Raw genomic sequence first — 13185 nt, 5'->3', positions numbered from 1 at the left:
GCCGGCTCCGTACGATGGCGGGCATGACCGAAGCTCCCCGCCCCCGCCGTCTCGTCCTCGCGTCCCAGTCCCCGGCCCGTCTCGGCCTGCTCCGGCAGGCCGGGTTGGCGCCCGAGGTCCTGGTCAGCGGGGTCGACGAGGACGCGCTGACCGCCGCCACCCCGAAGGAGCTGGCCCGGGTGCTGGCCGAGGCGAAGGCCGCCGCGGTCGCGGCCCGGCCGGAGGCCGCGGGGGCGCTGGTCGTCGGCTGCGACTCGGTCCTGGAGCTGGACGGGCGGGCGCTCGGCAAGCCGGCGGACGCCGAGGACGCCACGGCCCGCTGGAAGTCCATGCGCGGCCGGTCCGGGGTCCTGCGGACCGGCCACTGCGTGATCGACACCGCGACCGGCCGGCAGGTGTCGGCCACCGCGTCCACCACGGTCCGCTTCGGCGAGCCCAGCGACGCCGAGATCGCCGCGTACGTGGCCAGTGGTGAACCGCTGTACGTGGCGGGCGCGTTCACCCTCGACGGCCGCTCGGCGCCGTTCATCGACGGGATCGACGGCGACCCGGGCAACGTCATCGGCCTCTCGCTTCCGCTGTTCCGACGCCTGCTGGCCGACCTGGGCATCGCGATCACGGAGTTGTGGGCCTGAGCCCGACCGGCCCTCGGAACGGCCCGGTGGTGCTCAGCCGAAGCCCAGCATGCCGGTCGAGTCGATGTCGACGGTGACCACCCCGGGCGGGTAGGCGCTCTCCTCCCCGGTCAGCAGGATGGGCATGCCGGTGAACTCGGGGCGCGGCAGTGCGCAGTACAGCGCATGGCAGGTGTCCGGGCCGCCGTAGCCGTCGCGGATCATCGTTCCGACGCTCACGGCGGCGGTCGTGTCGAGGCTGTCGACGGCGACGGCGGAGAAGGCGAGCACCCGGCGGGAGAGGTCCTCGTCGGCGGCCTCGGCCCGGAGCAGGCACAGTGCGGGGATGATCAGCCGGTCGCCGGGTGTCCTCGCCATGTTGCCGGCCAGCAGGTTCAGCGTCCTGTGACCGCCGGCGAGGGCGGTGACGGCACTGGTGTCGAGGATGATCACGCAGCGGCACCCCGGGCGGCGCGGACCTTCTCGGCGGCGATCTTGTAGATGTTGCCGAGCACGTCAGGGGCCTGTTCGAACTCCTCGTCCGCGATGTCCACGCCCATCAGGCGACGGACCACCTCCCGGTCCGCGGCCGGTCAGAACACCGGCAGCGCCCACAGGTTGCCGTCGTTCATCACGAAGACGCGGTTGCCGTCGGCGGACAGCCACTGGCGGCCCTGCGAGTCGGGCAGTTTGTAGCTCCAGATCGGCATGCCGCTGTTCTTGTCCATGGTCTGCACCTCGGCCTGCATGCCGACACCGACGGTGTAGACGGTCCAGATGCCGCCGCCCTGGACCACGATCGGTGTGGTGATGCCGGCGGCGCCGCGGACCTGGAAGATCTCCTTGCCGTTGTCGGGCCGGCGCTTGAGCGGCAGCGTGGACTCGGTCCCGTCGTCGTGTTCGAGGTTCTCGAAGGCCGCGTAGACGGCGTCGGGGTAGGCGGTGACCACGCCGTAGCGGGAGGGGCGGTTGAGGTAGTCCTTCTCCTTGACGTGCCACAGTTCCTTGCCGTCGGTGATCCGGCGGGCGGTGAGTGTGTGGCCGCCGAAGTAGACGGTGGAGCCGGAGAGGGCCGGGCGGACGTAGCGGTCGGACTGGTTGCGGATGTCCCAGACCCGGCGGCCGGTGGCGGTGTCCACGGCCAGGACGTGCCCGTCGAGGGTGGCCAGGACCAGTCGGCCCTCGGCGATCACCCCGGGCGGATTGGCCTTGGCGCGGAACGGCGGGTCGATCGGCGCGGTCCAGCGGATCTTGGCGTCGGACCGGCCGATGGCGCGCAGCCGGTGGTCCTTGGTGAGCGCGTAGACGGTGTGCTCGTCGGCGGCGAGCAGGGACTCGGCCTCGGCGGGCGCGGTCCAGCGGGGCTCGCCGGTGGCGGCGACGAAGGTGCGCAGGGTGCCCCCGGCATCGACCGCGGCGATCAGCCGGTCGGAGAGCGAGAGGTAGCGGCCGGTGGCGCGGACGTCGGGCGCGGCCCAGCGGCGTTTGCCGTCGACGACGTTGTGGGCCGCGATACCGCCGCCGCGGGCGCCGAAGACTAGGACGTCGCGGACCGGCAGAGGCGCGGGGGTGTCGTCGGCGAGGACGTCGAGCGGGCCCCAGAGTGCCTTGGGGGAGCCGCCGACGAGGTAGTCGCCGTCGTCGGCGGAGAGCGGGTGGGCCTTTGGGGTCTGCGCGGCCGGCGGGACGGCGAACGGGTCGGCCTTCCGCACCGGTGGGCGCGTACGGGGCCACCAGAGTGCGGCCGCGCCGCCGCCCGCGGCGAGCACCGCCCCGCCGGCGGCGGCACCGAGCAGCAGCCGGCGCCGCGAGACCGGAGTGCCGGACTCCGGCGCCGCGGTCAGCGTGGTGAGTGCGTGGATGCCGCTCTCCCGCTCCTTGATCTCCTGGGCGACCGGGCCGCGCCGCCAGGCCCGGTCGGCGCCCCGGGGCGGTGCGCAGGCGGCCGCGAGGGCCGCCGGGGTGGGGCGGGCCGCGGCGTCCTTGGCCAGCAGCGGTTCGATCAGCGGGCGGAGCGGTGCGGGGACGCCGCTGAGGTCGGCGGCGTCGTGCACGACGCTGTACTGGACGGCGGCGATATGGCCGCCGTCGAAGGCGCGCCGGCCGCTCGCCGCGTACACCAGGACGGCGCCCAGCGAGAAGAGGTCGGCGGGCGGCGCGACCCGGCGGCCCAGGACCTGTTCGGGGGCGCCGTAGCCGGGGGTGACCGGGATCTGGCCGGTGGTGGTGAGGGTCAGGCCGTGCTCGGGGCGGGCGATGCCGAAGTCGATGATGCGCGGACCGGACGAGGTCAGGACGATGTTCGGCGGTTTGAGGTCGCGGTGGATCAGGCCGGTGGCGTGGATGTCGGCGAGGGTGCGCGCGAGGGCCGCGCCCAGCGCCCGTACCGCCGCTTCGTCGAACGGGCCGTGTGCCTCGACGGCCTGGTCGAGCGTCGGCCCGGCGAGGAACTCGGTGGCGATCCAGGGGCGGCCGCCTTCGGTCCGGGCGCCGAGGACGTTCGCGACGCCGGTGCCGGTGACCGCCCGGGCGGTCTGTGCCTCGCGGACGAAACGCTGGGCGAGTTGGGTGTCGCCGGCGAGTTCGGGCCGCAGCACCTTGACCGCGGCGACCGTGCCGGCCGCGTCCTGGCCTACGTAGACCTTGCCCATGCCGCCTTCGCCGAGCACGCCGAGCAGGCGGTACGGGCCGAGCCGGAGCGGGTCTCCGGTGTCGAGAGGTGTCATGGGGCGGGAGCTTTCTGACGGAGGGCCGGCGGGGTGCGCCGGGTCACTGGAGCGGGAACCCGGCGAGGAAGCGGCCGCCGAGCGCGAGGACCACCTTGCTCGCGTCGTGGGCGGCGAAGCGGTCCGCGGTGGTCGTGTAGGTGTGGGCGGTGAGGTGGGAGGTGAGGCTCACGGCGCGCAGGACGCCCTCGCTCTTGCTGTGGACGTAGACGTGGCCGGGGCCGACGACCGGCGGGTCGTAGACGGCGGACTGTCCGGCGTCGCCGCCCTGTTGGGCCCAGCGCACCTTCCCGGTGGCCGCGTCGAACGCGACGGCGCCGAGGCCCTTCTCCACGGCGTAGAGCACGCCGTCCTTGAGGGTCGGCGGCCCGTAGGTCTTTCCGGCGCGGGCGGTGGAGGTGTCCCAGGCCGGGGTGCCGTCGGTCAGGCGGTGGGCGCGCAGGGGCCCGTTGCCCAGATAGACGTGGCGGGCGTCGGTGGCCAGTTGGGGGCGTACGAGGTCGCGGGAGGCGGGGAACGGCCGGTCCCAGGCGAGGGCGCCGGTGCGGGTGTCCCGGGCCTGGGCGCGGATGGTCCCGTCGTTGGCCTCGAAGAGCAGGACCAGGCGGTCGCCGACGGCCTTGGCGGCCAGGTAGTACAGGCGGGTGGAGCCGACGTACTTGACCTTGGGCGGGCGGTCCGGCAGCGGCTGCCGCCAGCGCACCGTGCCGTGGGTGCGGTCGACGGCGGTGACGTACCAGCTCTGGCCCTGCTGGAAGTAGATGTCGGTGCTCCGCCCGACGCAGCCCACCAGGTAGAACGTGTCGGCGGTGACGCAGAGCAGCTGGTTGAGCCACATGCAGCCGTTGAAGTCGGCGAGTTCGACGGCGGTTTTGCCCGCCTTGCCGGTGACCGGGTCGAGCGGCACGATCCGCAGCGGGGCGCTGGCGCCGTGCTCGACGGGGAGGCGGTAGAGGTGGGTGGCGTCCCAGGCCGTCTGCCAGCTGCCGTGCTCGGCGTCGGTCGTCCAGGCGACGCTGCCGGTCGGCGGGTCGATACCGGCCAGGCCCGCGCCGGCGAACACCAGCCCCAGGTCCTCGAAGGCGGCCGGCGGGGCGGGGTTGCCGGGCGTGACGTCGGTCTCCGGCTCGCCGACCTGCTGCTGCCAGAGCGAGTCCAGTTTCTTCTTCGCCAGCGGGGGGACGGTGGGGCCGGCGGTGGGCTTTGGGTACGGGGGTGTGCCGGGGCCGGCGTCGCCGGAGGAGAGCCAGGCCCACAGTCCGGTGCCGGCGCCCGCCACGCCGAGGGCGGCGCCAGCCCCGGCGGTCAGCAGGCCGCGGCGGGACAGCCGGCCCTTGGCGGGGGTGTCGGTGGGGGGCGGCAGCGTCGGGGTGCCCTCCGGGGCGGGCAGCCGCTCGGGCGTGAGCTGCCAGACCTCGCTCGCCCGGGCGCCGATCTGGGCCAGCAGCGGGTCCGGCAGGTGGTCGGCGAACTCCCCGCCGCCGTCGTGCAGTTGGCCGGCCAGTTCGGTCGTGGTGGGGCGGGCGGCCGGATCCTTGGCCAGGCAGCGGGACAGCAGCGGGACCAGGGCGTCCGGGGTGCCGGTGAGGTCGGGGTCGGCGTAGCGGACCCGGTAGAGCAGGTCGGCGGGTTGTCCGCCGCCGAACGGGCCGCGGCCGGTGGCGGCGAAGACCAGGACGCCGGCGAGCGCGAAGACGTCGCCGGCCGGGGCGTGCTCCTGTCCGGACGCCTGCTCCGGCGACATGAAGGCCGGGGTGCCGACGGCGGAGCCGGTGTGGGTGAGTCGTTCGTCGCCGAGGGCACGGGCGATGCCGAAGTCGATGACCTTCGGGCCGTGCGCGGTGACCATGATGTTGGACGGTTTGAGGTCGCGGTGGACGACGTCGGACCGGTGCAGCTGGCCGAGCGCCCCGCACAGCGCCGCCCCCAGGGCCCGTACCGCGGCTTCGGGCAGTGGGCCGCACTGCTCCACCGCGTCGTCGAGCGGCGGGCCGAGGACGTACTCGGTGGCCAGGTAGGGGGTTTCGGCGGCCGGGTCGGCGGCGACGACCTGGGCGCCGTAGCGGCCGCCGATGACCCGCGCGGCGTCCGCCTCCAGCCGGAACCGGGTGCGGAACTCCGCGTCCCGGGCGATCCGGGCGTGCATCGTCTTCAGCGCCAGAGTGCGGCCGCCCGGTGAGCGGGCCAGGTAGACGGTGCCCATACCGCCGCTGCCCAGCCGGGCGATCAGGCGGTACGGGCCGAAGCCGGACGGGTCGTCGTGGGTGAGCGGGAGGGGCACGGGCGTCAGTCCTGGCGACGGGTGGGGGCTATCGGGAGGGTGGCGCCGGCCGGCACCGGGGTGGGCGGCGCGGCGTCCGCGGGCGTGGCGGGGGCCGGGGTGGCCGGGGCGCCGGCCGGGCGCTTGCCGGCGGGGACGTCGGCGGCCAGCAGTGACGCCGATTGGCGGGCCAGCGCCGCGATCACCCGGCCGGGCAGCCAGCCGGGGCCGAGCCCGGCGGTGCCGCGGCCGGCGGTGCCGCGGCCGGCGGGCCCGAAGGCGGCGTCCGGCTCGGTCGGTACGGGGGCGGCGGCGGGCGACGGCGCCGGCGTGCCGTCCGCGGCCGGGGCGAGCGCGTCGAGGAGTGCGGCGGGCTGCGGGCGGGCGGCCGGGTCCCTGGCCAGGCACGCGGAGATCAGGGTCCGCAGCCCGGCGGGCAGTTCCTCCCGTTCGGGCACGGTGTACCCGGTGGCCGCGTACGCCAGCGTCGCGCCCAGTGCGTAGACGTCGCCGGCCGGTTGCGCGGGCCCGCCGGCGGCCTGCTCCGGCGGCAGGCTGCCGGACTCCAGGCCGGGCAGCCCGGAGCGCGGGGTGCCGTCCGCGGCCGCGGCCCGGACCGCGCCGAAGCAGCTCAGCCGGGGCCCGTCGGCGGCCAGCAGCACCGCGGCCGGGGAGACCCCGGCGTGGCTGAGGCCCTGTCCGTGCCCGATGATCAGGGTTTCCGCGAGGGCCGCGCCCAGGGCGCGTACGGTGCGCTCGGGCAGCGGGCCGCCGTGCGCGTCGAGGGCGGCGGGCAGCGGCAGCACCGGCAGGTAGGGGCGGGCGTGCCAGGGGGTGTCACCCCTTGCGGAGACCTCGGTGGCCGGGGCCGCCCACGGTCCGAGCAGGTAGCGGGAGGTCTCCGCCTCGGCGCGGAAGCGTCCGGGGTCGGCGTCGGGCAGCGGCAGGCCGAGCAGTACCGTCCGGTCGCCGTCCGCGCTGCGCGCCACGTAGCGGCGCTCGGGTACGGGTACGGGGGACGCCGGGTCGTCCAGTCGACTCAGTACGAGGTAGGGACCGACCGGATCGAATCGTTCCGGTTCGCTGGCCCCTGTGGCGTGCGCCCGCATGGGCCCCTCCCCCGTGTCTTCTCCTGTCGGACGCCGTCCCGCCACCCCGGCCCCGGTGGCGTACGGCCCGACGAGCCTACAAGGGTGCTCCCGGCGCCCCCGGAGCGGTGTCCAACGGGGGTCGCGGCGGCCGGAGTTCAGACCGCGCCGGGTCGCGGGGCTCAGGCGGCGGCGCCGCCCGGGGCGGTGTCCGGGGCCGGGCGCGCCTCGCCGTAGGCCACCAGCGTCAGCACGAGCAGGGCCAGCACCACCATCGCGGCGCCGAACGCCGGCCAGCCGACCAGTCCGACGGCGAGCGCCCCGAGGACGCCGTGCACCACGGCGCAGCAGATCAGCGCGATGCGCGGGAGGCGGCCGGGGGCCCGGTCCCGTAGGGCGCCGCGCAGCAGTACCGCGGCGCAGAAGAGGAGGAAGAGCGCGAAGACCGCGCCGCCGGCCCAGGTGCCGGCGGACATGGCGCCCGGCCGCAGCCCGGCCAGGGACATCTGCTGCCGGTCGACCACGATGCTCAGGATCCAGTTCAGCAACAGGATCCCGGCCGCTTCGAGGACCAGGACCACCGCTGCCGCCAGGGCCACCGGTCTGCGTGCCGTCACCACCCCACCCACCCCACTTCCACCGTCATGCACGTCGCGCGCTGTCCGCGCCATCATGCGCCGCCGTCACGAGCCGTTACCAGGAGTACGGAAGGCATCTCGCACGCTACTAATGGGTAACACCTACGGCAAGGGGTCTGCACCACCTCATGCAACCCCCCTCCGGCATGCCCCCGCCCGCCGCGCTCACCCGAAAACTTTCACTCGCCCATTCGTAGGGACTCCACAAAGAATTGACGGTCCGCCGGACGTCCACAGTTCGAGACCTAGGCCACACCGTGCCGCGAGCCGGAGCCCCGGAATCCGGGCCTACCCTGGGATTCCAACGGACTTTGGTCCCTCACCACCGCCGCGTGCACGCTCTGTGTGGGCAAGCTCACCCCAGGGAACGGGTCGGCACGCGGTGTCGCCAGTCCCTAAACTTGCTGCGTTCATTGTGTTGCGGCGTAGCGCCCAGGAAGGACCCATCGTGCGCAAGGTGCTCATCGCCAACCGTGGCGAAATCGCTGTCCGCGTTGCCCGTGCATGCCGGGACGCCGGGATCGGGAGCGTAGCCGTCTACGCCGCCCCGGACCGGGACGCCCTGCACGTGCGTGCCGCGGACGAGGCATACGCCCTGGGCGGTGACACCCCTGCCACGAGTTACCTGGACATCGCCAAGGTCCTCCAGGCGGCCGCCGATTCCGGTGCCGACGCGATCCACCCCGGCTACGGCTTCCTCTCCGAGAACGCCGAGTTCGCCCAGGCCGTCCTGGACGCGGGCCTGACCTGGATCGGCCCGCCCCCGCACGCCATCCGCGACCTCGGCGACAAGGTCGCGGCCCGGCACATCGCCCAGCGTGCCGGCGCCCCGCTGGTCGCCGGCACCCCGGACCCGGTCTCCGGCTCCGACGAGGTCGTCGCCTTCGCCCGGGAGCACGGTCTGCCGATCGCCATCAAGGCGGCGTTCGGCGGCGGCGGCCGCGGCCTGAAGGTCGCCCGCACCCTGGAAGAGATCCCCGAGCTCTACGACTCCGCCGTCCGCGAGGCGGTCGCCGCCTTCGGCCGCGGCGAGTGCTTCGTCGAGCGCTACCTGGACCGTCCGCGCCACGTCGAGACCCAGTGCCTCGCCGACAAGCACGGCAACGTGGTCGTCGTCTCCACCCGTGACTGCTCGCTCCAGCGCCGCCACCAGAAGCTCGTCGAGGAGGCCCCCGCGCCGTTCCTGAGCGACGAGCAGAACGCCGAGCTGTACCGCGCCTCCAAGGCCATCCTCAAGGAGGCCGGCTACGAGGGCGCCGGCACCTGCGAGTTCCTCGTGGGCCAGGACGGCACCATCTCCTTCCTGGAGGTCAACACCCGCCTCCAGGTGGAACACCCGGTCACCGAGGAGGTCACCGGCCTGGACCTGGTCCGCGAGATGTTCCGGATCGCCGACGGCGAGGAACTGGGCTACGACGACCCGGCGGTGCGCGGCCACTCCTTCGAGTTCCGGATCAACGGCGAGGACCCGGGCCGCAACTTCCTCCCCGCGCCCGGCACGGTCACCACGTTCGCCGCGCCGTCCGGTCCGGGCGTCCGCCTGGACGCGGGCGTGGAGGCCGGCTCGGTCATCGGCCCGGCCTGGGACTCCCTGCTGGCCAAGCTGATCGTCACCGGCGCCACCCGCGAGCAGGCCCTCCAGCGGGCCGCCCGCGCGCTGAACGAGTTCCAGGTGGAGGGCATGGCCACCGCCATCCCGTTCCACCGCACGGTCGTCAAGGACCCGGCGTTCGCTCCCGAACTCACCGGCTCCGCCGCGCCGTTCACCATCCACACCCGCTGGATCGAGACCGAGTTCGTCAACGAGATCACGCCGTTCGCCGCGCCCGGCGGCGAGGAGACCGAGGCGGACAGCCGCGAGACGGTCGTGGTCGAGGTCGGCGGCAAGCGCCTGGAGGTCTCGCTGCCGGCGTCGCTGGGCATGCCGCTGGCCCGCGCCGCGGTCGCCGGGGGCGCCAAGCCCAAGCGCAAGGCCACCAAGAAGACCGGCAGCGCGGCCTCCGGTGACACCCTGGCCTCCCCGATGCAGGGCACCATCGTCAAGGTCGCCGTCGAGGAGGGCCAGCAGGTCGCCGAGGGCGAACTGGTCGTCGTCCTGGAGGCGATGAAGATGGAGCAGCCGATCAACGCGCACCGCTCGGGCACCGTCAAGGGCCTGACCGCCGAGGTGGGCGCGGCCCTCACCTCCGGCGCGGTGATCTGCGAGATCAAGGACTGACCGGTCCCCGGACCGGCATAAGGGGCGGGCTCCCGGTACGCGACGTACCGGAAGCCCGCCCCTTTTTCCGTCCGTCGGCTACGACTTCCCCACGACCTCCTCCGGGAACACCAGCGTCCGGCTCATCCACTGGAGGGCGGCGGGCAGTTCGCGGCGCCAGGTGGCGAAGTTGTGGCTGCCGTGGTCGAGCACGATCGAGTCCGCCTTCATGGGCGGGCGGACGGCGGCCAGGAACGCCTGCGCCGCCGGATAGTTCTTCTCCCCGCTGCGGCTGGTGCCGATCAGGACGTTGACGTCGGGCGCCGGCAGGTTCTTCAGCCGCCACATCAGGTCGTGCTCCGCACGGCGCGCGCCGCGGTCCTTGCCGTCGCCGAAGAGGTTGCCCGTGGTGGGGTCGGTGGAGACCTTGTAGTCGGGCGAGAGGGCGGCCGCGGCGGCGTACGTGCGCGGGTGGCGCATGGCGAGCTGGAGGGCGCAACTACCGCCCGAGGAGTAGCCGAGCACGCCCCAGGCGCCCGGGTCGTGGCCCACCCGGTAGTGCGACTTCAGGGCCTCCGGAACGTCCTGCGCGAAGAAGGTCTCGGCCTGCGGGCCACCGGGGACGTCGACGCACTCGGTGTCCCGCGGCGGCGCGATGGTGGGCCGCAGCATCACGATGACGGACGGCTGGAGGGTGCCGCCGCGGACCAGCTTCGCGGCGGTCTCCGGCAGCCGGAGGTGCTGGCCCAGCAGGAATATCCCGCCCGGATAGCCGCTGAGCGCGACGATGACCGGGAACCGCTGGCGGGCGTACTGCTTCTGGAAGTACTGCGGCGGCAGGTAGACGTACGCCGGGTCCACCACCCGGGTCCGCTTGCCCACGATCCGTACCGTCTCGACCTTGCCGTTCTTCTCCGGCGGCCCCTTGGGCAGCCCGTGCACCTTGTCCAGGCCCTCCGGGCCGGACGCCTGCACCAGGCCCTTCGACGGGTCACCGGCGGGCCCGGCGGCGCCCTCGTCGCCCCACTTGCCGACCGCGGCGGGCGCCCCGTCGTACAGCCCGAGCAGCTCGTGCCAGGAGGCGTAGAACTGGAAGTTGGTGTTCACCACCAGACCGAGCGCGGCCACGACGGCCAACTGCGTCGCGGCGATCACGCCCAACCGCCCCAGCACCGCCCGCGGCCCGCGCCCGGCGAACCGCGGCCAGAGCCACACGGTGAGCCCCACACAGGCCACGGAAAGAGCGATCATGGCATACAGCAGTGGCCGGCTGGTCAGTCCCATCGATGTTCCCCAGACTTCCTGGACGGCCCCCGGACGTCCCCGGAAGCCCTCTTTGCGCCTGGTTTGATGACCCTTGGACGGGTGACGTTGCCGCCTTCCCGAGGTGTTCGCCGCCCTGACGGACTCGGTACGCCGCCCCGTCACCAACCGGCCGCCGCCCGTCCACCTCCGACACCGGCCGGCCTCCGCAGGAACTGCCGACCCGCTCCTGGTGGCGGGCGCCCCGCGGCTGGTACAGCGGGTGCTCGACGTGGTGGAACGTTGTTTGCCGAGGACGACCTGCCGGGGCGGGGAGCGCCCCCGGTAGATCGTTGCGCACCGCACCGGGACGCCCCCTGACCGGGCAATGGCATCCTGGAGCCACCGGCCGCAACCGGCCGGTGTGAGGAAGGACGGCGATGGCGACCGAGACGGCAGGGCAGCGGCGGGCGGAGCGGGCCGCTGCGGCGCACGCACCGGCGGGGGCGCCCGCGTCCGTGGGAACGCCCGCGGCACGCCCCATGCGGGCCGACGCCCGTCGGAATTACGAGCGGCTGCTGACCGAGGCGCGGACGGCCTTCACGGAGCACGGCACGGACACCTCGCTGGAGGACATCGCGCGTCGGGCCGGCGTCGGCATCGGCACCCTCTACCGGCACTTCCCCAACCGCACCGCCCTGATGGGCGCGGTCTTCCAGGGTGAGGTGCACGCCCTGGTCGGCTACGCACGGGAGTTGGCCGACGCGCCGCAGCCGTGCACCGCACTGGTCGACTGGCTGCGTGCGCTCATCACGCACGCCAGCACCTACCGGGGCCTGTCGCGGGCCCTGATGACCGCGTCGGCGGACGAGAGTTCGGGGATGGCGCGGTGCAGTGTGCCGCTGGGCGAGGCCGGCGCCACGCTGCTGGCCCGGGCCCAGCAGACCGGGGCGGTGCGCCGGGGCATCGTCATCGGCGATCTGCTCCAGCTCACCAACGGCATCGCGCTGGCCGCCGAGGAGTCCCCGGACGATCCGGAGCTGGCCGACCGGCTGCTGACGCTGACCCTGCGCGGGCTGAAGGCGGGCGCGCGGGACCAGGCGGGGGCGTAGGTCCGGCGGGCCGGTGCGGGCCCCGACGACCGGGATGGGCGGCACCGGCCCCGGGTCCGGGGCGGGCGGCACCGGGCCGGACTCTCCGGCCCGCCCGACGCCCGCTCTCCCGTCCCGGCTCAGCGCCGCCGGGGCGCCAGGTCGGCCACCCGGCCGTCCCCGAGTCCGCCGGCCGAGCGCAGTTGCGGCGCCCCGGGCGCGGCGCCCGGGTGGCTGCGTCGCTGGCCCGGCAGCGGCACGTCCCGCCGTGGGCCCCGGCGCTCCGGCGGGGCGGCTTCCAGGCCCGGCTGGGCCGGTCCCTGCCCGGGGAGTGCGTTGCTGGCGACGGCGATCTGGACGCCCTGGTCGGCCAGCGCCTGGAGTTCCGTGGCGGCCCGGTCGTCGTGGGCGGGCGGTTCGTCCGTGACGAGTCGGGTGATGACGTCCGTCGGCACGGTCTGGAACATGGTGTCGGAGCCGAGCTTGGTGTGGTCGGCGAGCACCACCACCTCCCCCGCCGCCTGTACCAACGCCCGGTCGACGCTGGCGGAGAGCATGTTGGAGGTGGACAGCCCGCGCTCGGCGGTCAGGCCGCTGCCCGACAGGAAGGCGCGGGAGACCCGTAGGCCCTGGAGCGACTGTTCGGCACCGCTGCCGACCAGCGCGTAGTTGGAACCGCGCAGGGTCCCGCCGGTCATCACCACCTCGACGCGGTTGGCGTGGGCCAGCGCCTGGGCGACCAGCAGGGAGTTGGTGACGACGGTCAGGCCGGGGACCCGGGCGAGCCGGCGGGCCAGCTCCTGGGTGGTGGTCCCGGCGCCGACGACGATGGCCTCGCCCTCCTCGACGAAGCCGGCGGCGAGGTCGGCGATGGCCGTCTTCTCCGCGGTGGCGAGGTGGGACTTCTGCGGGAAGCCGGACTCGCGGGTGAAACCTCCTGGTAGGACCGCACCGCCGTGCCGGCGGTCGAGCAGTCCCTCTGCCTCCAGCGCCCGCACGTCGCGCCGTACGGTCACTTCGGAGGTCTGGACGACACGGGCGAGCTCCCGGAGCGATACCGCTCCGTTCGCACGCACCATTTCTAGGATCAATTGGCGACGTTCTGCAGCGAACACGAAACTGACAGTAACGCCAACGACCGTCTGCTTTCAGCAGGTTGCACCAATTAACGGAAGTTGTTCACACCGCGTCACTTCTCGTGGTAGGCGGCATGCACATGCCCCGATCCTCGTCACCGTGCGTGCCCAAATCCGCTCGATGCCTGGTCAGTTGCGCTCTTCGGCAACCCGCCGCCGACCCATGGGACGAGGCGCCCGGTCCCGACCATGC

The 13185-nt window shown here is 74.2% G+C and carries 10 protein-coding genes; 3 read left to right on the top strand and 7 right to left on the bottom strand.

Annotation, left to right across the window (positions count from 1 at the left end; genetic code table 11):
• The first annotated feature begins 23 nt into the window (after positions 1 to 23).
• Positions 24 to 635, top strand: coding sequence for a Maf family protein (locus ACFVT2_RS26175; protein WP_390021804.1), 612 nt, complete (start codon positions 24 to 26; stop codon positions 633 to 635).
• Positions 636 to 668: 33 nt separating this feature from the next.
• Here ACFVT2_RS26175 and ACFVT2_RS26170 read toward each other — a convergent pair whose 3' ends face one another.
• The 5 genes from ACFVT2_RS26170 to ACFVT2_RS26150 form a co-directional block, all read right to left on the bottom strand.
• Entirely contained in the window at positions 669 to 1067 is a 399-nt protein-coding gene (locus ACFVT2_RS26170; RefSeq protein WP_390021803.1) for a hypothetical protein, read from the bottom strand.
• Between the two features lie 140 nt (positions 1068 to 1207).
• Positions 1208 to 3340, bottom strand: coding sequence for a PQQ-binding-like beta-propeller repeat protein (locus ACFVT2_RS26165; RefSeq protein ID WP_390021802.1), 2133 nt, complete (start codon positions 3338 to 3340; stop codon positions 1208 to 1210).
• Positions 3341 to 3383: 43 nt separating this feature from the next.
• Complete coding sequence (locus ACFVT2_RS26160; RefSeq protein WP_390021801.1) at positions 3384 to 5621, bottom strand: protein kinase; 2238 nt, start codon at positions 5619 to 5621, stop codon at positions 3384 to 3386.
• 5 nt (positions 5622 to 5626) lie between these two features.
• The gene (locus tag ACFVT2_RS26155; RefSeq protein ID WP_390021799.1) at positions 5627 to 6709 is read right to left on the bottom strand and encodes a serine/threonine protein kinase; all 1083 of its coding nucleotides are present in this window, start codon (positions 6707 to 6709) and stop codon (positions 5627 to 5629) included.
• Positions 6710 to 6870: 161 nt separating this feature from the next.
• Positions 6871 to 7317 carry a hypothetical protein gene (locus ACFVT2_RS26150; protein WP_390021830.1) on the bottom strand — a complete coding sequence of 149 codons (447 nt, stop codon included), beginning with the start codon at positions 7315 to 7317 and terminating at the stop codon, positions 6871 to 6873.
• Positions 7318 to 7774: 457 nt separating this feature from the next.
• On the opposite strand from ACFVT2_RS26150, the gene ACFVT2_RS26145 reads away from it, so the two are divergent.
• Positions 7775 to 9544 carry an acetyl/propionyl/methylcrotonyl-CoA carboxylase subunit alpha gene (locus ACFVT2_RS26145; RefSeq protein WP_390021798.1) on the top strand — a complete coding sequence of 590 codons (1770 nt, stop codon included), beginning with the start codon at positions 7775 to 7777 and terminating at the stop codon, positions 9542 to 9544.
• A 78-nt stretch (positions 9545 to 9622) separates the two neighbouring features.
• Here ACFVT2_RS26145 and ACFVT2_RS26140 read toward each other — a convergent pair whose 3' ends face one another.
• Positions 9623 to 10807 carry an alpha/beta hydrolase gene (locus ACFVT2_RS26140; RefSeq protein ID WP_390021797.1) on the bottom strand — a complete coding sequence of 395 codons (1185 nt, stop codon included), beginning with the start codon at positions 10805 to 10807 and terminating at the stop codon, positions 9623 to 9625.
• 500 nt (positions 10808 to 11307) lie between these two features.
• Between ACFVT2_RS26140 and ACFVT2_RS26135 the strand changes: the two genes are divergently transcribed.
• Complete coding sequence (locus ACFVT2_RS26135; RefSeq protein ID WP_390021828.1) at positions 11308 to 11877, top strand: TetR/AcrR family transcriptional regulator; 570 nt, start codon at positions 11308 to 11310, stop codon at positions 11875 to 11877.
• A 119-nt stretch (positions 11878 to 11996) separates the two neighbouring features.
• On the opposite strand, the gene ACFVT2_RS26130 is transcribed toward ACFVT2_RS26135, so the two are convergent.
• On the bottom strand, positions 11997 to 12971 hold the full coding sequence (locus tag ACFVT2_RS26130; RefSeq protein ID WP_390021796.1) for a DeoR/GlpR family DNA-binding transcription regulator: 975 nt from the start codon (positions 12969 to 12971) through the stop codon (positions 11997 to 11999).
• Between the last annotated feature and the right edge of the window lie 214 nt (positions 12972 to 13185).

This window comes from Streptomyces sp. NPDC058000, assembly GCF_042886435.1.
Classification (GTDB): domain Bacteria; phylum Actinomycetota; class Actinomycetes; order Streptomycetales; family Streptomycetaceae; genus Streptomyces.
This window is presented reverse-complemented; position numbering and strand designations above follow the sequence as displayed.